20 protein-coding genes and 1 tRNA gene are annotated in these 19,179 nt (G+C 42.0%); 12 read left to right on the forward strand and 9 right to left on the reverse strand.

What is annotated here, in order from left to right; translation table 11 throughout:
- Both DVR12_RS20090 and DVR12_RS20095 read right to left on the reverse strand, forming a co-directional pair.
- Window positions 1-996, reverse strand: a complete 996-nt coding sequence (locus tag DVR12_RS20090) for a 5'-nucleotidase (RefSeq protein ID WP_116977588.1) — start codon at window positions 994-996, stop codon at window positions 1-3.
- A gap of 37 nt (window positions 997-1,033) precedes the next feature.
- Window positions 1,034-1,468, reverse strand: coding sequence for a helix-turn-helix transcriptional regulator (locus DVR12_RS20095; protein WP_233522431.1), 435 nt, complete (start codon window positions 1,466-1,468; stop codon window positions 1,034-1,036).
- Between the two features lie 259 nt (window positions 1,469-1,727).
- Here DVR12_RS20095 and DVR12_RS20100 point away from each other — a divergent pair, with 259 nt between their 5' ends.
- From DVR12_RS20100 to DVR12_RS20140, 9 genes are all read left to right on the forward strand, one after another.
- Window positions 1,728-2,465: a sensor histidine kinase gene (locus DVR12_RS20100; protein ID WP_116977589.1), complete on the forward strand. Its 738-nt coding sequence runs from the start codon at window positions 1,728-1,730 to the stop codon at window positions 2,463-2,465.
- Between the two features lie 30 nt (window positions 2,466-2,495).
- Window positions 2,496-3,410, forward strand: a complete 915-nt coding sequence (locus DVR12_RS20105; protein WP_116977590.1) for a HEPN domain-containing protein — start codon at window positions 2,496-2,498, stop codon at window positions 3,408-3,410.
- Complete coding sequence (locus DVR12_RS20110; RefSeq protein WP_116977591.1) at window positions 3,394-3,789, forward strand: hypothetical protein; 396 nt, start codon at window positions 3,394-3,396, stop codon at window positions 3,787-3,789. The genes DVR12_RS20105 and DVR12_RS20110 overlap by 17 nt, the downstream gene beginning before the upstream one ends.
- Before the next feature lie 8 nt (window positions 3,790-3,797).
- Complete coding sequence (locus tag DVR12_RS20115; RefSeq protein WP_116977592.1) at window positions 3,798-4,004, forward strand: hypothetical protein; 207 nt, start codon at window positions 3,798-3,800, stop codon at window positions 4,002-4,004.
- A gap of 56 nt (window positions 4,005-4,060) precedes the next feature.
- Complete coding sequence (locus tag DVR12_RS20120) at window positions 4,061-4,879, forward strand: hypothetical protein (protein ID WP_116977593.1); 819 nt, start codon at window positions 4,061-4,063, stop codon at window positions 4,877-4,879.
- A gap of 185 nt (window positions 4,880-5,064) precedes the next feature.
- Window positions 5,065-5,433 carry a hypothetical protein gene (locus DVR12_RS20125; RefSeq protein ID WP_116977594.1) on the forward strand — a complete coding sequence of 123 codons (369 nt, stop codon included), beginning with the start codon at window positions 5,065-5,067 and terminating at the stop codon, window positions 5,431-5,433.
- Between the two features lie 19 nt (window positions 5,434-5,452).
- Window positions 5,453-5,719 (forward strand): hypothetical protein, encoded by a 267-nt coding sequence (locus DVR12_RS20130; RefSeq protein ID WP_116977595.1) that lies wholly within the window; start codon window positions 5,453-5,455, stop codon window positions 5,717-5,719.
- A gap of 29 nt (window positions 5,720-5,748) precedes the next feature.
- On the forward strand, window positions 5,749-6,435 hold the full coding sequence (locus tag DVR12_RS20135; protein WP_147323498.1) for a hypothetical protein: 687 nt from the start codon (window positions 5,749-5,751) through the stop codon (window positions 6,433-6,435).
- A gap of 31 nt (window positions 6,436-6,466) precedes the next feature.
- Window positions 6,467-6,715 (forward strand): hypothetical protein, encoded by a 249-nt coding sequence (locus DVR12_RS20140; protein ID WP_116977597.1) that lies wholly within the window; start codon window positions 6,467-6,469, stop codon window positions 6,713-6,715.
- Window positions 6,716-7,124: 409 nt separating this feature from the next.
- Here DVR12_RS20140 and DVR12_RS20145 read toward each other — a convergent pair whose 3' ends face one another.
- The 7 genes from DVR12_RS20145 to DVR12_RS20175 all read right to left on the reverse strand — a co-directional run bounded on the left by DVR12_RS20145 (window position 7,125) and on the right by DVR12_RS20175 (window position 13,000).
- The gene (locus DVR12_RS20145; protein ID WP_116977598.1) at window positions 7,125-8,219 is read right to left on the reverse strand and encodes a site-specific integrase; all 1,095 of its coding nucleotides are present in this window, start codon (window positions 8,217-8,219) and stop codon (window positions 7,125-7,127) included.
- Complete coding sequence (locus DVR12_RS20150; protein WP_116977599.1) at window positions 8,216-8,545, reverse strand: hypothetical protein; 330 nt, start codon at window positions 8,543-8,545, stop codon at window positions 8,216-8,218. Before DVR12_RS20150 ends, DVR12_RS20145 begins: the two co-directional genes overlap by 4 nt.
- Before the next feature lie 115 nt (window positions 8,546-8,660).
- Window positions 8,661-8,744: transfer RNA gene (locus DVR12_RS20155), tRNA-Leu, on the reverse strand.
- A 191-nt stretch (window positions 8,745-8,935) separates the two neighbouring features.
- Window positions 8,936-9,748 (reverse strand): enoyl-ACP reductase FabI, encoded by an 813-nt coding sequence (locus DVR12_RS20160; protein ID WP_116977600.1) that lies wholly within the window; start codon window positions 9,746-9,748, stop codon window positions 8,936-8,938.
- A gap of 102 nt (window positions 9,749-9,850) precedes the next feature.
- On the reverse strand, window positions 9,851-10,483 hold the full coding sequence (locus DVR12_RS20165) for a DUF2625 family protein (RefSeq protein ID WP_116977601.1): 633 nt from the start codon (window positions 10,481-10,483) through the stop codon (window positions 9,851-9,853).
- A gap of 227 nt (window positions 10,484-10,710) precedes the next feature.
- Window positions 10,711-12,420 carry a GMC oxidoreductase gene (locus DVR12_RS20170; RefSeq protein ID WP_199417159.1) on the reverse strand — a complete coding sequence of 570 codons (1,710 nt, stop codon included), beginning with the start codon at window positions 12,418-12,420 and terminating at the stop codon, window positions 10,711-10,713.
- Window positions 12,421-12,448: 28 nt separating this feature from the next.
- Window positions 12,449-13,000 carry a gluconate 2-dehydrogenase subunit 3 family protein gene (locus tag DVR12_RS20175; RefSeq protein WP_116977603.1) on the reverse strand — a complete coding sequence of 184 codons (552 nt, stop codon included), beginning with the start codon at window positions 12,998-13,000 and terminating at the stop codon, window positions 12,449-12,451.
- A 343-nt stretch (window positions 13,001-13,343) separates the two neighbouring features.
- Here DVR12_RS20175 and DVR12_RS20180 point away from each other — a divergent pair, with 343 nt between their 5' ends.
- The 3 genes from DVR12_RS20180 (at window position 13,344) to DVR12_RS20190 (ending at window position 19,034) form a co-directional block, all read left to right on the forward strand.
- Window positions 13,344-13,979, forward strand: coding sequence for a GntR family transcriptional regulator (locus DVR12_RS20180; protein WP_116977604.1), 636 nt, complete (start codon window positions 13,344-13,346; stop codon window positions 13,977-13,979).
- A 504-nt stretch (window positions 13,980-14,483) separates the two neighbouring features.
- Entirely contained in the window at window positions 14,484-17,558 is a 3,075-nt protein-coding gene (locus tag DVR12_RS20185) for a SusC/RagA family TonB-linked outer membrane protein (RefSeq protein WP_116977605.1), read from the forward strand.
- A gap of 18 nt (window positions 17,559-17,576) precedes the next feature.
- Complete coding sequence (locus tag DVR12_RS20190) at window positions 17,577-19,034, forward strand: RagB/SusD family nutrient uptake outer membrane protein (protein WP_116977606.1); 1,458 nt, start codon at window positions 17,577-17,579, stop codon at window positions 19,032-19,034.
- Window positions 19,035-19,179 lie beyond the last annotated feature (145 nt).

The raw sequence follows: 19,179 nt of genomic DNA on the forward strand, positions 1-19,179 counted from the left end.
TTAAATAGTTCCAGGATATTCTTTCTTTTCAATATTTGAAACAACCTCCAACTTTGCTAAGGCACTGCTTTCTATGGGTAAACGTTTTAAAGGAGAGTCAGATGAGTATGGTACTTGGCCTGATGGTACAACGAGAGAGGTTTGTTTTAGATGTACTTCCTGATCGTCAAAAAATATATGAGCACCGAATGCTTTTAAAACCTTATCTTTTGAGAGTCCCCCTAGAAAATAGGCTTCATCAACATATACGCCCCATTTTCTTAGCGTTTTAATGACGCGCATGTGAGAAGGCGCATTTCGTGCAGTAACAATTGCTAATCTCAAAGGCGAAAGTTCAATGGAAGTAGGAAGCTCCTCTTGAATCTTTGATAATTTGATTAATAATTTTGCAAATGGGCCTTCATTCAATGGCTCATCTTCATGCTCTTGTTCATATTTATGAAAGGCATCCATACCTTCGGTCTTATAGCGATGCTCTGACTCGTCTGAAAACAAAACAGCATCGGCATCAAAGGCAATTTTAACACGATTGTCAGTTGGATTAAACGATGTTGGTGGAGCGTAAATAAAAGCCGCAGCGCATTCTTTTGAATCAATTACCGTTTGAACATCTTTCTCATCCTTACTTAGGAATAAATCTATGTCAAAAGCATCTATATACGGAGCAAGCGGCTCGCCTCCACTAAAAGCCATTCTTGTTATATCAAGATCATGCCTTCTTACAGAATTCATTATACGTACGCCAGTTTCAGGACTATTCCTTGACATAACAACGACCTCTACGATTCTTTTTTTAGCATCTTGATTAAGGTGCAATAAGCTTTGTACTAAATGGAAAGCTGTACCAGGCTCAAGTAGGTCGTTTTCATGTTCTAATTGAAACTTACAGTATCCTTTAATCCCTTGTTCGTCAAATATTTGGTTTTCAGTTTCCAAATTAAATAACGAACGGCTGGAAACGCCTATTACTAAAATTTGAGAAAGATCTAACGGCATTATTTCTAATTTAGAAGCGCAGTATTATCTTAACTTGTCATTTCTTCTTATCTGACAGCATCTTCTCCAATAACGCAATCTTCTCATCTTTTTCTTTTAAAAGAGCAGCATTTAACTTCTTTATGTCCTCCATTGCCTCGATGTACTTATCCATAGGATTAAATGTACAGTTAAAATAGTCGCGGCCAAAGTGAGTAGAGTTTGCAGTGGCCCCTTCATAATTATGCTGAATATTATAAATAGCCGCCTCCTCATTAAAGTTCTTAATAGCATCTATCGGCACCTTTAGCGTCTTGGCAATCAATTCCAACTGCTCCGGCTCAATGGTTTCTTTGGTTTCCAATAAAGAAACACTCTGTTGGCTGATATTGAGGGCATCAGCCAATACATCCTGTTTAACATGCAGGATTTCTCTAAGGCGTTTTACCGCGCGTCCTTGATGTACTTTTTCAGGCATACTGGTAATTGTCATAGTCACAAAGATATTGAAAACTAATAATTTGGTATCCTACTTCATCCGGGCTGGTGAGATACCAAGGGTTATTCCCGGTTAACTACCCGGTAAAATACAACTATTTTTTGTTAATGCACAGGCTTGCTTGGTGGGCTACGGTTACCGGGGATGGTAATTTACCACACGAATCAGGTATCTAACAGCCGCCAGTAGTGCAATACGCTACCGGAACTGTTATGGACAACCATCTCCCTTAACACCATTAAACTAGCCATTTATGCCAATCTCATTTGAAAACAACATTATTACCCCATTGCCCCCGGCTGCCTTAGCTCAAAAAAACGCCCCACAGACTATAGAACTGTTCCTCGGTATGTTTGCCCATGAGCTACGCACACAGGTAGCCGGTACTGTACAGGTCTGCAGGTATATCCGCGAAGGCAGCAAGTCAGAGGCCTTCTTTCAGGCGTTGGAAACGACAACCCTTGATACCTTACATATATTGGACAATATGCTTGCTACCGTAAAATTCCATAACGGTAAACTGGATATTACACCTGCCTACTGCCAGATTGATTTCCGGTCATGGATAACACCGTTCATTCGCCAACAAGAAAGGACTGCGGCCCTGCAACAAAAGGATATTTGCCTTATACTGCATCCCTCGCTGGAAAATGCACAGGTTGCCACAGATCCTGTAAAACTTGGGCAGATACTGCAAAACCTGCTCTCCAATGCTCTTAAATACAGCCATCCCGGCACTGTTATTACCGTAAAATGTAGTCTGGAAGGTAACGTAATCACTATGCAGGTTATCAATCAGGGAATGGAAATCCCACCGGAAAAAGCCAGCCGCTTATTTATTCCATACGAAAGGTTAGACAATGGCCTGGCAGGCACGGGGCTAGGGCTGTTTCTCAGCGCGCAGTATGCACACGCTTTGGGCGGTGCTCTTGCTGTACAAAGTGAACAGGGAAATACCGTTTTTACGTTAACCCTTCCCGTTTATAGCTAAACCGACCTCTAAACAACCTAAAAAGTACCTATGCGCACACATTTACCCCATCTTTCCAAACAGCAGGTCATACAACTGGCAAAGCTGATAGAGAAAATCCTGCATGTTCTGCAACCAGAATTGATCTGGTGCTTAGGCACCCGTACTACCATTATGCAGGATTGGAGTTGCTTCTGGCCGGGGGAAGGTTATCAGGAAATGATATTCCCGACAACATTTGACTTGCTGATCCTAACCACAGATACAGAAAAACGACCGGAATACGAGCTTGTCCAGTTAATAGAACAGCAAGCGGCATCATTGCCATGTGAAATCACCTGTATGGTTCAGAAGTATGCAGCATTTATGGATGGCTTGTCTATCGGTTATCGTTTTGACACTACCGTTTACCGTAAAGCGGTACCTGTTTACAGCAGCGGAAGGCCATTCACAGCAGAACTGCCCGTTGAACCAACGAAAGAAGAGATTAAAATCCGGATTACCACCCAATGGAACCGGTGTTTCACTACTGCCAAACGGTTTTTCAAGACAGCCACTGATTGCCAGCAGGAGAACTGGCCGGAGCAGGCAGTATTTAACCTGCATCAGGCAGCACAACATACCTGCATGGCCATATTAAGAGGAATCACGGGATACCGGTCAACCACCCATAATCTTTCCCGCTTACTGGCCCTGATTGACAACTTCAGTATGGAACCGTCTGTTATTTTTCCCCGATTGACAAGGGAAGAAACAGAACTATTCAACCTGTTAAACAAGGCTTATTCGGATGCCCGTTATAAAGAAGATTATACTGTACCTGCTGAAAAGGCTGCTATCCTCATAGACAGAATAAAGGAATTAATGTCCGTAGCCGAATCCCTTTACCAGACAAAGCTACAAGAACTTGATAAAGGCCAACCAATTGTATTCCCTATAACAACTACACATGAGACAACAGCCTAACCGCCCCTCTGGAAATCCCGATAGATCAGGGCCAAGCATAACAATGGAGGTTTTGCTGCCAGCAAAATTCCAAATAGCTTGCAAACAAATGGGAGTGGATGAGCAGGAAGCTATCCAGTTCTGGATAGATCATATCCTAATAGTCTCCTATGTATTAAACGAGGAAGAAGATATTTATTCTTTAGCTACATCGGTGTTTGCTGCCTATACGCATACAATTCACATTACGGCGATCCCGGATAAGGTTAAAAGAGAGATATGTATATACTATACCCAACAGACAATCGCGCTGATAAGTGAGGCAGATCATACAAAGAGCTATATAGCCCTGATAAAAGAATGGTATCAGCGACTGCATAAGCATAATAAACGGCAATAAATATTTATATGAAAAAGCGACTTACCCTGCGCCACACACACGACAGCTATATTCTTACGGAAATCACCCAGTGTACCTTACAGGCATTGGTACAGTTTTACGTTGACCACGTATCGGTAAACGATTTTCTGCATACCAATGATCCTGTAATCGTAAAAGCCACAAAGGTATTCTTGTCCTTCACAAAAGAGGAAGAAAGGAACAAGCCGGGATAAGCTACCCGTCAAATAAGGGAGGGGGAATTATTACCGGTTTTTATTATATTAGTAGCATGCCTAAGAAAGAAACTCCCTTAAACCCACCCCGCAACCATGTTGCCCTGCTTCTGGTACAAAAATTCCAGCATGACTACGAGGCAATAATGGAGCACTACACCTTATTGCAACAACTGGAAATTTCCGAACACCTGCTAAGTATTGTCCAATTGGCCCGGCAAGAGGGTGTTCATAGTGATCAATTCTGGCATCAGTACAAAGCAAAGGATTTAGCGTTACTCAAACGCTATGGCAAAACCCTTAAACCTTATGTGAGTAAGAGCTTTCACGCTTATTTTTATGATAATACCGTATTGGCAGAAAAAGAAATTTATTCCTGTGAGGTATACAACAGCTTACCTGGAGCTGAACAATCCTTATCCGCAGATGAAAACAGTCAATTTCTCCAGCTCTGTCAAAACGTGCTGGATTCGGCCATTCATTTTCTTTACCTGCAAAAGGAGCCGGAGGGGCTTTACATAGAAGCTGTAACTGCACCTGCTACAGAAGAACCGAATAAAGAGGCGACCCGCTACCGGCAATTGCTCACCTTATATTACCTGCTCAAAGCAGGCTTCCAGACAGAACACCGGGATAATGGCAATATCAGTGATGTAGTTAGGCTGGCACATCTGCTAACAGGGATAAAGTTTACCACCCTGCAAAATTCAGACATCTATAAGAAATACGCTAAAATACCCGATCACAAAGCAGGCGCACAGTTGCTGGCAGACCTTCAATACATTCGACCTTACTTTACGGTTCTTCACCTGGACAGTGCTGTTGCCCTTATAGATGAAGATATCCGGCAGCATGCTAAACGGATCAGGAAATAACTGCTACTGCTTACCGTTAATACAAACAGCTTGCCGTTAAACGGTCTCCTCACTTGAAGTCTACTAACTACATTTAAAACATAGGTATCCCTATAGGGGGATACCAGCCTTCTTGCTATTCTCATCTTTGCATACAGAACGGCAAACGTAAAAATGACTTCCGTTTACCGGTAAACCCAACCTGTATGTCAACAATAACACCTGACTCAAAACAAGCACCACCTGATCCAACAGCAGCAAAGGAAAAGGCAGCAAAAACTCCTATAGCTCCGCAGGACCTGTTAAACCGCCTATCTGGTGTACTACCTACAGAAAAGGAGGGATTACAACAATGGTATAAGTTATTGGCTCATCCGTTGATCGTTATAGCGAGCCTCTGTCTGCTGGCTTATTGGTTATATACACAAAAGTATCAGGCATCGCCAACCCAGAGCCCTGAAAAAGCAAGGCTGAAAAAACAGGTAAAGAAGTGGAAGAAGCGGTACAAACAAAACCATCACAATAGTATTAGCGATAATCGGCATACTGTAAACGGTATATCCCTGATGGATTAAGAACTTAAAACACATCACCATGCAAAGTGCTAACAAACCGGCTACAACCAGTTCACACACTATTCCTATTGATGTTTTAGTGGACATCATTCGCATCCTGCTCAATAACCATTTAAACTGGCAGGTAGAAGGCATCAATGAGCAGGAAGGCACCCTGCTGGTACAAATCAGCCAACAACAGGGTAACCCTAAACACCAGAAAGCCTTACAAAACATCATTGGCATATTGGGTGATTACAATTACTACTTTAAGGGCAGTCCACAGGATGAAGCCCTCGACTATTAACAATATCGTTTACCGTTAAACTGAAATCAATGACTACCACCTGTCAATACTGTGGCACGCCGATGCAAGCCTTACGAAGCACCCGTAAATATTGTAGTGATACCTGCAAGCAGTTAGCATTTTACAAACGGAACGGATTGGTATTAGCCGATGCAGAAACTAATACTTTAACAGGTAATGAACCAGCAGTTTTGCAGGCAGAAGCCAAAACAAATGCAGATAAACCAGATTATATGGTAAGGCAACAAGACCAGCCCTATCAGCAGGTATATTCCCGGCTACTGGAAGCGGTACAGGAATGCCTGGATAGTAATAACTACACATTTATATTTGAAAACCCAGAGCAATATTGGGGAACCTATGCCATACAGCCAGTAAAATGGGTAAGCCTTCGATTGCGCTGCCTGTTGGAAAATATGCTTCGTTTAAGCAATATGCCTTCTATACCCAACGAAACATTAGTTCTTTTACGGGATTCGTTTGCTGATATGGCGGCGGCAAGTCCTTACCGGCAACTGCATGCTGATTATCCCTACACCGCGCTGGCAAAAGACATCATACACAACCTTGACCGCATTGTTCATAACGTTAAACCGAAAGGCTATACCCGCTTTCGTTTAACGCTTAGCCGTAAAGCATCCCTCATTGCCTGTCGTTTTGCGCTGGCAGCTATGGTGCCGCTAGTAAAGTTCCGTGAACTCAACTTTTCAGAATAATTATCTCTAAATCTCTAAACCCAATTATTGTATGTTAACTGTTATTACAAAACGCAAATTACACGTTCCTGTAGATGTGCTGATCCGGGTAGCCGATGTGTTACTGGAAAACGATATCACCAATACTATTACAGGCACAGATGAAGATGAGGGCCACATCACTATTGAAGTGGAATACGAAAAAGAGCAGCGGGATGCCATTCATGAAGCCGAAGACATTATCTCGGACTACCATGAAAATGAAGAAGACGAGGATGATGACGAAGACGATGAAGATTAACACCTATCTTACCACCACCACTGCAAGATTACTCGTAGTGGTGATTTTCTTTACACAAAAACTAAAGCCCTAATCTTACACCTGTGAAAGGTAAATTCCAATACTAAACCATACAATATGATATAACGTGACGATCTACTAATCATGCGAGCAATTGCACTCTGTTTTAAACCCTTCCTAAAACCAGAAGAAGCGCTGATTTATTGTAACCTTGGCTGAACGCAATTTGCTAAGAACTGTGAAGAATATGGGGTTTACAAAACCAATAGTGGTTATTACAGGAAAGAAGATATAGACAAGAAGTTGTCCGGTGAAACAGCGGCAGTGCAGGCTGCAACCCCGCAGATCAAACTAAGAGCTGCATAGTAAAACAGGGCTATTCATCATCGAATAGCCCTGTTGCTTTAGCCTAAAGGAAACCCTCAATATTAAAAGAAGGCAAGTGACTGATCGCCTCCGACTGATCTTTGGGCTTATGCCTTTTGTAAGTCTGTTGTACCTGCCTTGTAGTGGTATGCCCCATGAGATACGCGATAGTCACATCATCCACATTCTTATCCTTTAGAAGAATAGAGAAACTTAACCGGGCGCAAGACCATGTTACGTATTTATTCACGCCAGCCCGTTTAATCCATTCTCCTAACACCTTATTGGCACCATTAGCTGTAGGCAGGCTGAATACTTTATTGGTAGAAATTGTCTTACCTAGCGGCAGTTGTTTAACCTCTTCCAAAATAGCAAGGGCTATAGGGTGCAGGGTAAGCACTACAGGCTTGCCGGTTTTCTGCTGTATGATCCTTGTAATTAATGTACCACCTTGTAAATCCTGCCATTCCAGCCTTTTCACATCCACCCATCTCAGCCCGGTATAGCAACTAAATAAAAAGGCCAGCTTCACTTGCTGGTTAAAACAGGGTGTGTTAAGTAAAGCAATATATTCCTCTGATTCCAGGTGTTCCTTCAACGCAGCGCTAGGATTGCGCACAGCCGGAATATCCTCTGTCGGGTTATTCCTGAAATATCCATCCTTCGTAGCAGCTTTCACAACCCATTTGAAACGTGCATAATAGTTGGCCGGAGTTTCGCCAGTCAATGTATCCAACAAATGCCGCCGGAACCGTTTACAAAAATTCTCCGTAATATCTACCGGTGAGATAAAATCACTTTTGATATAAGCCTTAAACTTGGTAAGATAGCAGGCCAGATGCCGGTTGCCTTCCCGTTTATTTAATTTGATATAATCCTCAAAATACTCAACAAAATTTGCCTTGAATTTATGAGCAGGGATAACCGGTGTACCAACCGCCTGCTGTTCGATAGTTAACTGGCTCTTTTTAGTCTCCAGTATCTTCAGCGCTTCTTTGTTGAAGTTCTTTTGAATCTGGTTTTGCGGGTTAGCATAAATAAATACGCCGGTAGAAGGTCGCTGTCCGGGGCCACGACCTAAATCATAAAAGAAATAGATCTTATCTCCTTTCTTATTGAGCTTTTCTCCAATGTTCATAGGGTTTCATTTTTAAAGGTTACGGGAGAGAAGCCCAATGAGTATGCCATGCCAACAATAAAAACAAGGTAGCTAAAGCAAGCTACCATCCGGTGAAAGTTTCTGAAAGAAAGCGGGAATAACAATCTTGAAAATAATTTTAAAAACCATCCTGCACAAAATGGCAGAACAGCCATATAGGCTTGGGCTTCACTGCCAGCAGCGAGTGTCATAGTGAGTGTCAAACCGGGTGTCAAATATGCCTTTTTAACCTGATTTTGATGCAAAAATCTCTTGGTTAGATTCCGGTTGTGTTCCGGTGGAGTGCCTGCAATTCTGAGTGTCATTGCGAGTGTCATTTGAGTGTCGTAAATAGTGGGAAAAAGGCCTAAAAAGCATGAAAAACCGACACTCGCGAAAATAAAAAAGCCTTACAAATCAATGACTTGTAAGGCTTATAAGTGCCCAGAACAGGAATCGAACCTGCACATCCTTGCGAATACAAGATTTTGAGTCTAGCGCGTCTACCAATTCCGCCATCTGGGCAATAAAACAAGAACTATTTCTTTTGTTTCGGGCTGCAAGTATAGAACAGTTTTTTTAATTATTCAATTTTTTTTTGTCGGAACATAAAAAAAGGTTCTAAGAACAGGTAATTGCAATTGAATTTATGTAATGCAAGCAGCGAGAAATTGAAATCATCCCTAAAGCCTTTACGCTGGCTTTAGGGAATGAAATTATTTATCCAATGTTGCAATTACAGCTTCGGTGACACCGGTACTTGAAAAACCTCCGTCATGGAAGATGTTTTGCATTGTAATCATGCGTGTGTAGTCGGAGAACAGCGTGACTGCAAATTCGGCACAGTTGTCGGCAGTTGCATTTCCGAGCGGCGACATTTTCTCCGCAAAAGTGGTAAAACCATCAAATCCGCTGATGCCTTGTCCGGCTGTGGTATAAGTGGGAGATTGGGAGATAGTATTGATACGAACTTTTTTCTTCATTCCATATTTATAGCCAAAGCTTCTTGTGATACTTTCCAGCATAGCTTTAATATCTGCCATCTCGTTATAATTAGGAAATGCCAGATGTGCTGCAATGAAGGATAAAGCTACAACTGAGCCCCATTCATTGATAGCATCGAGCTTATATGCTGTTTGTAGTATTTTGTGAAAACTAATAGCTGAAATATCTACTGATTTCTGCATGAAATCATAATTCAGATTCGTATATTCGTTGCCTTTACGAAGGTTTACACTCATACCAATCGAGTGTAAAATAAAATCTACTCCACCTTTGAAATGCTCTTTTGTTTTGATGAAAAGATTTTCAATGTCTTCCAGATTGGTGACATCGGCAGGAATAACAGGTGCATTGCATTGTGCGGCAAGTTGATTGATTTCTCCCATTCTGATAGCAAAGGGAGCATTTGTGAGCACGATTTCTGCTCCTTCTTCAACGCAACGAAGTGCAGTTCGCCAGGCTATAGATTTTTCATCCAGTGCGCCAAAAATAATTCCTTTTTTACCTTTTAATAAGTTGTGAGACATGATTAAGGTTTGAAGTTAAGATTTGATTGCTACTGGTGTTAAATGTATATCAATTTGCTATACGGAAATAGATGGAATTAGTATTTTAACATTTTGTAGATGTTATAAAGTGAATGGTTCAGATAAGTTCCATGCATCAGAAATACTGATAGTATGTTGATCGGGTTGATTAAGATTTACGACAACCTGGTTACCATTTATATTACTGATTGCTTTCTCCCAACCATGAAAGCGAAAGGATTCGTAAAAACCAGCAACATCTCCATTACAACAGAACCCGATAAAATCTGTATACCCGATTTCCATATTCTCCCATTCCTTAGTATCTGGTGTAAAATAAAATACGCTTCCAATTCCTTCCTGGCCTTCCAACCCCCCTGTATTAATGGCAAAGAAACCTCCAAGAATGTCATCTGCTATTAAGAGAAACAAAGGTTCATCTCCTTCATGTATATACGATTTTCCGATATTCCAGTCGGGAAGGCTACGATCCAGTTCCGGGCATCCCGATCCCAGTATTCTTATCCATCCATGATCCGCCAATATTCCTCCTGTTTCAAAAATTACAGCACCAATAGGAGAACGGGTACTCAATTGTGCTGAGTACAGCGACTTAGCTGCCCGCTCTTCATTTTTTGGCAAAATAGTGATAGGGTTACTGGCAGAATGGAGTAGGTTTTGCAGGTTTTTCCAGCTACTTTCTTTCGTATTTATAAGTTCAGCGAGTGATTTCATCCATGCAAAGTAGGGATTTTTTCCTCGCAGAGCCGCAAAGATTAATATTAAGAAGCAAAGGATTTTTTTTAAGGATTTAAGGATTGAAGCGAATGCTTTAGGAACTTCTAATTGGTTTCAACAATAACAGAAACCTGTCAGCAGCTTTTAAAACACTCCTTTCTATCTCTAAATCTTAAAAAAAATCCTTTGCTTCTTAATATTAATCTTTGCTTCTCTGCGAGAAACTATATTTCCCCTTTCTTTAGTTGTGTTACGGCATAGTCAACAGCTCTTGCTGTCAAGGCCATATATGTTAAAGAGGGGTTTTGGGTAGAAGTAGAGGTCATACATGCTCCATCTGTTACAAAAACATTTTTACAGAGGTGCATCTGATTCCACTTATTTAATATAGATGTTTTTGGATCATTACCCATTCTGGCTCCGCCCATTTCGTGAATATCGAGCCCTGGTGCTTGTTTGGAGTCGCCTGTGCTGATATTTGTAAATCCGGCTTTGGTATACATTTCCGTCATTTGCTCAAAGAAGTCTTTCAGCATTTTTTCATCATTATCGTCATATGCTACATCGATATTGATAATAGGAATGCCCCATTCGTCTTTATGTTGTGAGTCGAGCGTAATTGTATTGGATTCTTTGGGAATGGTTTCTCCCATCATATGGGAACCAACATACCAGCCATCTACTTCGCTGTTGAACAGTTGATCTTTCAATGATTTTCCGAAGCCATCCGTATTGGTATGGGAGCCACGGCCAGCACCAAATCCGGCGGCATATCCTCTCAGGAAGTCAGTTTCCTGTTTCTTTACATTCCTGAATCGTGGGATATACGCACTGGTAGGGCGTCTGCCATCTGTAGTACTATCTTTAAAACCTTCGTATTGTGCAGAGATATGACCTCTGTAGTTATGGAAGGCAAAGTATTTACCAAGTATACCGCTATCGTTGCCCAGTCCATTCGGGAAACGGTGGGAGGTAGAGTTCAGCAGTATAAGATTTGTATTGACTGCAGCTGCATTTACAAAAATTACATTGGCATAGAACTCGATCATTTCCTTGGTGTTGGTATCAATTACTCTTACGCCGGAAGCTTTGCCTTTTTGTTCGTCGTAGATAATAGAGTGTACAACGGAGAATGGGCGAAGTGTTAGATTCCCGGTTTTTTCGGCCCATGGAAGGGTAGAAGAGTTACTGCTGAAGTAGCCGCCAAATGGACAACCACGTTGACACATATCTCTTTTCTGGCATTGTCCACGACCCTGATCCAGGTGAATTTGCTGGGGTTGGGTGACATGGGCGCAACGGGCATATATAACCTGTCTGTCGTTGTAATTCTTCTTAACAGCGTCCTGGAAGTAGTTTTCCACGCAGTTGAGGTCCATGGCCGGAAGGAATTCACCATCTGGTAGCTGTGGTAATCCATCCTTATTTCCGGAGATTCCTACAAATTTCTCTACATAGCTATACCATGGCGCAATGTCTTTATATCTGATAGGCCAGTCGACTGCAAAGCCGTCACGAGCGGGTCCTTCAAAGTCGAAATCGCTCCACCGTTGAGTCTGGCGAGCCCACATGAGTGATTTACCGCCTACCTGGTATCCTCTGATCCAGTCGAATGGTTTGGGTTGGCCATATGGGTGGTCGTTATCTTTTACGAAGAAGTGTTGTGCATCTTCTCTGTAAGCATAACATCTGCTGATTACGGGATTGGCATCTTTAATTTCCTGGGGTATCTGACCACGATGGGGGAATTCCCATGGAAACTTGGTAGTGGTTGGGTAATCTTTTATGTGTTTTACATCCCGGCCTCTTTCCAGTACCAGGGTTTTGAGACCTTTTTCAGTAAATTCTTTAGCAGCCCAGCCGCCACTGATCCCAGAGCCGATAACGATGGCATCGAAAGTACGGTTTTGAGCGCTTTTATTATTGATACTCATAATTATTAAAAGTTAGGCAGTCGTTCAGTTAAGAAAGTTTCCGTGGTTGTGGTGTATAAGGAACACAACCTTTATAGCGTCCTGGCACCAGTTCGTAAACATTTACTTTGGTGAGGAAGTACTCTGAAGAGGTATATGCCTGGATAGTAAGGCGTTTGGTTGCTTTGTAAAAGTAGAACAGATCATCCTTATCATCTTTGATAGCTTCTAAAGATGTTACCAGGGCATCTCTTTTGTCCTGACTACTTTCAAGAAATGATTGCCCATTCATTTTCTTGCTGGCAGCATCAAAGGCTTTGAAGCCATTCATCCATCTTTCCTGATCTTCCTTTTTGTAGCAATCATCCAGCATCAGAAGGGTAAAAAGGTGTGCTCCCAGTTCTTTGGCGCCCGGTGTGCTGGTAGGTGGAATAATGGTGTTTACTAATTCGGCTAGAGTTTTTTCCTGGTCACCGTCGATTTTCAGATGTTTTAAGGTCATCGACGTGCGGGTAGTCTTTTGTAGGCAGGAGGGAAGAATGGCCAGTCCTGCAGATACAAAGAGCAATTGTTTTATCGCTGATCTTCTGTTCACTGCCATGGATTGATGTTTAGAGTAATAATACGGGAATTATATTGCATTACTAAAGTTTGCTAAAACGTTTTAAATAAGCAATAAATATAAAAAATCTCTGCATTTTCGCAGCGGGTCGGTATGAAAAGGATAGAAGAGTAGTAGAAATGGTTGAAAAAGTATAGTAATTTGACAGATTATGAGTGATATAGGAGGTTGACCTTTTTAAATAATGAATGGGAATATTAATTTTGCAGTATCAACCGATGGGGTACGTTATGATCCACGTATGAGAGGGCCGACAGATAAATTAGCGTATCTCTAAAAAATGTTTACTTTTGATAAAAAATTTCGTTTACATAATTAATCTATGAAAACAGACTCCTTAGCCAATAAAGTGTACGTAGAACTGCGCCGTAAGATTCTTTCTAACCAACTGGTGCCGGGAATGCGCCTGAAGGAAGATGTATGGGCCAAAAAGATGGAAGTTAGCCGCATGGCGGTTAGAGAAGCGCTTACCCGTTTGCTGGGCGAAAACCTGGTGATCTTCGGGGAGAAGGGAGGCTATTTTGTAAAGACCATGAACGAGGAGGATATTAAACAGATCCGCCAGTTACGTGAGTTGCTGGAGCTGGGCGCTTTGCGTTTAGCTGTGTTGCATTGCAGTGAAGAACACATTAATGCATTGGAGCGTATTTGTGAGGATTTCAGCAGTATGGTAAAGAATGGTTACCTGGGTGGTGCTTGCGAAGCAGATGTAAAATTCCATGAAACGCTGGTTGCCAGCGCTGTTAATCCTAAGCTGATGGAGCTCTATCAGTTTAGCAATATTCCGCTGTTTCATATGAAATTAGGTAAGATGTTGCAGATGGACGACTATGCACAGACCGATGATGAACATCGTCAGATTGTTAATGCCCTTAAACTTAGAGATTTGAAAATGGCTGAAGAGGCCCTGATAAAGCATTTGGTAAGAGGTGAACTCACTACGTTGGAAATTGACTGACCCATAATTTCTGGTTATCCCACCCCGCGTAATAATTTCTTCACGATTTCTTAAAAAAGATTTTTTTGTTTACAAAACAACATTATATTTGTAAACATAACAATCAACATACCTATTGATGAAGTTTAGCCTGTAAACGGTTGTCATGTGAATGCTAGCTTTACAATCTAATACAATCTAAGCCTTTTTCCGGAGAACACCGGTATCTACGCAGTTGTGCCGAACAATTGAACAGGATACCTATGCCCGTTAACGTTAGGTTTTTGCCCATTGATTTGCGCTCCACTAAAGCAAAATTTGTAAACAAAATTACGGAGATGCATATTAGTATATCCGTGCACGTAGGAAAACTGTTGACAGGTTCACACCCGTCAACTACAAACAAGCTGTAAAAAGGACAAATAAATCCTGTGCAGACAGGATGAACGACACAACGATTAATTATTTAATCAGGGTCAGAGTCAGGGACAGACATTATCTAACCATTTTATCTACCAACGTATTATGAAAGGCAAACACCTTCACCTTTTCGCATGGTTGCTCACAATTGCCATCACTCTCTGCAAACCACTCCATGTGTTTGCACAGGAGGCGCAGGAAATCAAGGGTACTGTATTGGATGCTCAGACACAAACACCACTTCCCGGTGTAACCGTAATGGTTAAAGGGGGTAAAACAGGTGCCGCTACCGACGCCAAAGGTCAATTCTCCCTGCGCGCCACTGCTGCCGATATTCTAACCTTTTCTTTTGTAGGATATGATAAAGCCGAACAAGCTGTCGGAAGTAGTAAACATATCAATATCTCTCTACAATTATCAAAAACTACCTTAAATGAAACAGTGGTAATCGGTTACGGTACCGTTAAAAAGAGTTCCGTTACCGCCGCTGTTGCAAAAGTGGAAAACACAAACCTGGACCAAATGCCTGCCGGTCGCCCGGAAGCCGCCCTGGTTGGTCGTTTGGCCGGTGTAAACATTTCTCAGGCAAGAAGTCAGCCTGGCCAGGCTCCGAACATTCGTATCCGCGGTGCCGGTTCTATCAGTGCCGGTAACGAACCTCTGGTTGTAATTGATGGAGTACCAGGTGGTAATCTCGGTAACATCAATATGAACGATGTTCAATCGATCGAAGTATTGAAAGACGCTTCTTCTGCCGCTATCTACGGTTCTCGTGCCGCCGGTGGCGTTATCATGGTTACCATGAAAAAAGGTACTGCCGGTAAAACTAAATTCAACTTCAACGGCTATGCCGGTGTGTCTAAAGCCATGGGCCATAACGACTGGATCACCGGTAAAGAGTATTACGACTACGCCGTGAAATTCCAAAACAGAGAATTTGCCTGGGCTGGTGGCGATCCTTCTCTCCCTGTTTGGGGTGATGCAAGAAGACCTGTTGCTTACCAGGTTAACGATACCATCAATTCTGCAAACCCTGTAATCTGGCAGGATGCAGTACTGGAAACAGCTCCTATTCAAAGCTACAATCTCTCCGCAAGTGGAGGTACCGATAAGGTTACCTACTACGTTGCCGGTACCTATAAAGATGAAAAAGGAACTTTACGCAATACCTGGTTCAAAACATATGGTCTGCGTGCCAACGTCGACGTTAAAGCAAGCAAACTGGTTGAACTGGGCTTTATGCTGACTCCTTCCTATTCCAAACTTCGCTCTCCTTCCGTTGATATAGCCAATTTCTCCAAGTACCCAAGTTTCGTGCAAACCCGCCGTGCCGATGGTTCTTATCCAAAAGCACGCGACTACTGGGGCGCAGTGGTAAGTGGACAATTAAATCCACTTGCAACACTTGATGGTACTGAATACTATGGTTCAACTTTTGCCAACATCAGTGATATGTACCTCAAACTGAATCTTGCTAAAGGTTTAAGCTTGAGATCTTCCGTAGGAACTAACATCGCCTACAATACCAACGATAAGTATCAGACTTCATGGGGTAATGCTGCAGGATCTACCGGTAGCCAGATCAAGTCTAATACTATTAATGTTATCAATGAAAACGTGTTAAGCTATAATACCACTTTCGAAGGTGGACATGACCTCTCCGCTATTGCTGGTATGTCGTTCCAACGTAACTGGGCTGAGGCTTCAAACATTTACGCAGTAACCGGTTCTTTCAACAACGATATCATTCACTCTCTGAGCAATGCTACCATAAACACTGCTCTCAGCACTTTCACCAAATCGCAATGGGGCCTGGTTTCTTACTTTAGCCGTGTAAACTATGCATATAAAGATAAGTACCTGTTATCTGCTTCTATCAGAACTGATGGTAGCTCAAGATTTGGTCCTAACTCTAAATGGGGTTACTTCCCGTCTGCTTCCCTCGCATGGAGAGTTAAACAGGAAGAATTTATGCAAAGCATTAATGCCATCAGCGACCTGAAAGTTCGCGCCAGCTATGGTGTTACAGGTAACTTCAATATTGGTGATTTCGCTTACTTAGGTAAAATGAAAGATGCCATTTATTCTCCAGGTAACGCTATCGTGAAAGGTCAGGCTCAAGGAAACTATGGCAACCCTGATCTGACCTGGGAAAAAACAGCAGGTATCGACTTGGGTTTTGAATTGGGATTGCTGGATAACCGCATCAATGTAAACTTCGATTACTACAATAAGAAAACCAAAGACCTGTTGTACGAAGTATCTGTTCCAATCACTACTGGTTTCGCTACCGGTTTATCTAACATCGGTTCTGTAAGCAACAAGGGTATTGAACTGGAATTAACAACCCGCAACGTGGTTGGTAAATTCAACTGGTCTACTTCCTTCAACTTCTCTAAAAATGTAAACAGGGTAGAAGATCTGGGTGATGTAAAAGAAAGAGTGGTAACAGACCAGTTTGGTATGTCCTGGATCCTGAGAGTAGGTGAACCAATGTTCTCTTACTATGGTTACAAAACAATCGGTGTATTCCAGAATGCAGAACAAATTGCCAATACCCCTGCATTGGGCGGCACCAAACCCGGACACGCAATTATATACGATCGTGATGGCAACAAAGTCATCACCCCAGACGATAAAATGATTTTAGGCAACTTCCAGCCTAAGGCAATATTTGGAATGGTGAACAATTTTTCCTGGAAGCGTTTTGATCTGAGCATTGCTATGCAGGCTTCCGTGGGCGCTAAGATGTACAACTTCGAGAACGAATATTATGCAGGTACTTTATTAGGGGCTATGCGTCGTTCTCTGGTAGAAAACCAATGGTATTCTGCTGCTAATCCTGGCGATGGTAAAACTCCTGCGATTACACTGAATAACATCGCTTCATGGGCTGCAACTGATGTATTAATTGAAGATGCATCTTTCCTGTCGATCCGTAACATCAACCTGGGATATAAAATTCCTGAAGAAATCACTAACAAGTTACGTATGAATGCCTGCCGCGTTTACTTCTCTGTAAGCAATGCACTAATGCTCACCAAGAAAGGATTTCATGGTTATAACCCGGAAGGATTTACTGGTGGTGAAATCGGGGGTGTAAACAGTAAGCCAGGTTATAATACCGGTTCTGAACCATTGAGTCGTTCTTATGCATTGGGCTTCAACTTTAATTTTTAATCCACAAAAGAAACAGAGATGAAAAAGACTATCATTGCTGCTCAGATGTTGTTTTTGTTGGGTGGGGCAAGCTGCACAAAGCTGCTGAATCTTAAACCTGAAGATACTTTAACTACAGGTAACTATTATAAAACATCTAACGATATGAATCTCGCTGTGGTGGGTGTATACAATGCACTGCAACAGCGTAAACAAACCGACTTCCTCATCATGGAGTTGCCTTCTGATAACCTGTACATGAGTAGTAATACTGCTGTAGCAGGAGGATCAGATATGGATAACCTGGCCGTAGTTTCTGACAATAATATTGCTGCCGATTTCTGGGAAGCTACTTACACCGGTATTGGAAGAGCGAATGCAATTCTTGAGAATATCAATGTGCCTACCGATTACCAGGGCACATCAAAAGATCAATATACCGGTGAGGCTGAATTCATGCGTGCATGCTTCTACTTCGATCTGGTTCGTCTTTATGGTGGTGTACCAAAAGTAACCGGCTCACTTTCTATCAGCGATGCCAAAAACATGGCTAAATCAAGTACAGATGATATCTACGCTTTGATTATTACTGATCTGAAGGATGCAGTTGATAGACTTCCTAAAACTATTGCTCCTGGTAGAGCAAATAAAGCTGCTGCACTGGGTATGTTGGGTAAGGTATATGTTTATCGTAAGGATTATGCAAGTGCAAAAACCTGCTTCGAAAGAATCAACAGCGAGTTTAGCTATATCCTGGAACCAGAGTTTTCTACCCTCTGGAGCCTGGCTACTGAAGATAACAAAGAGGTGATCTTTACCATGAAATATATCGAAAGTTCTAATGGTCAGACACTCTCAACTGCCTATACTCCAAATGGTGGTTTGTATCAAAACGTAGAAAGAGGAAATGAAGTAGCACTTCCATCCTGGAGCCTCAACAAACAATTTGTAGCGGGTGATAAGCGTAAAGCTAATACCATTACTGATATGTATGTTCCGTTTTCGGGAGGCCCTGCAATCTTCTATCCATATGTCAGCAAATATGCTGTAAAACATATTATTGGATCTTCGGGCTTGGATATCCCTGTACTTCGCTATGCTGATGTTGTTTTATTGTATGCCGAATCTTTATACAACTCAGGCGACAAAGGAAATGCACTGGTGCAGTTGAACAGAGTTCGTGAAAGAGCCTTTGGCAATACCACTCACAACTATGTAGCTGCTGATATTGCATCGGCAGATGATTTCCTCAACAAATTATTGCTGGAAAGACAATTGGAATTTGCCTACGAAAATGAAAGATGGATGGACCTTGTGCGTACCGGCAAAATGACTACTGTTATGGCTAAAGAAGAACGTTTATACAATAACGTTACTGGTGTAGCCTTAACTACCACTTTATCTCCGCAAGCGTATATGGCCCTGTTTCCTATTCCAAAGAGACAGATCGACCTATACAATCCAGGTGTTTTGAAACAAAATACCGGCTATAATTAAGGATAGATTTGAGTAAGAATTAATACGTGGAACCAAGTTAAAACGGTCCGGGATCTCACAGAAATTGTGCATTGGAGTTGGTGCTGTGATATTCCGGACCCGATTAACGAGTAACTAAAAATCAGTTTCGCATCCCTTGGAAGTT

This window comes from Chitinophaga silvatica (assembly GCF_003419895.1).
Taxonomy (GTDB): domain Bacteria; phylum Bacteroidota; class Bacteroidia; order Chitinophagales; family Chitinophagaceae; genus Chitinophaga; species Chitinophaga silvatica.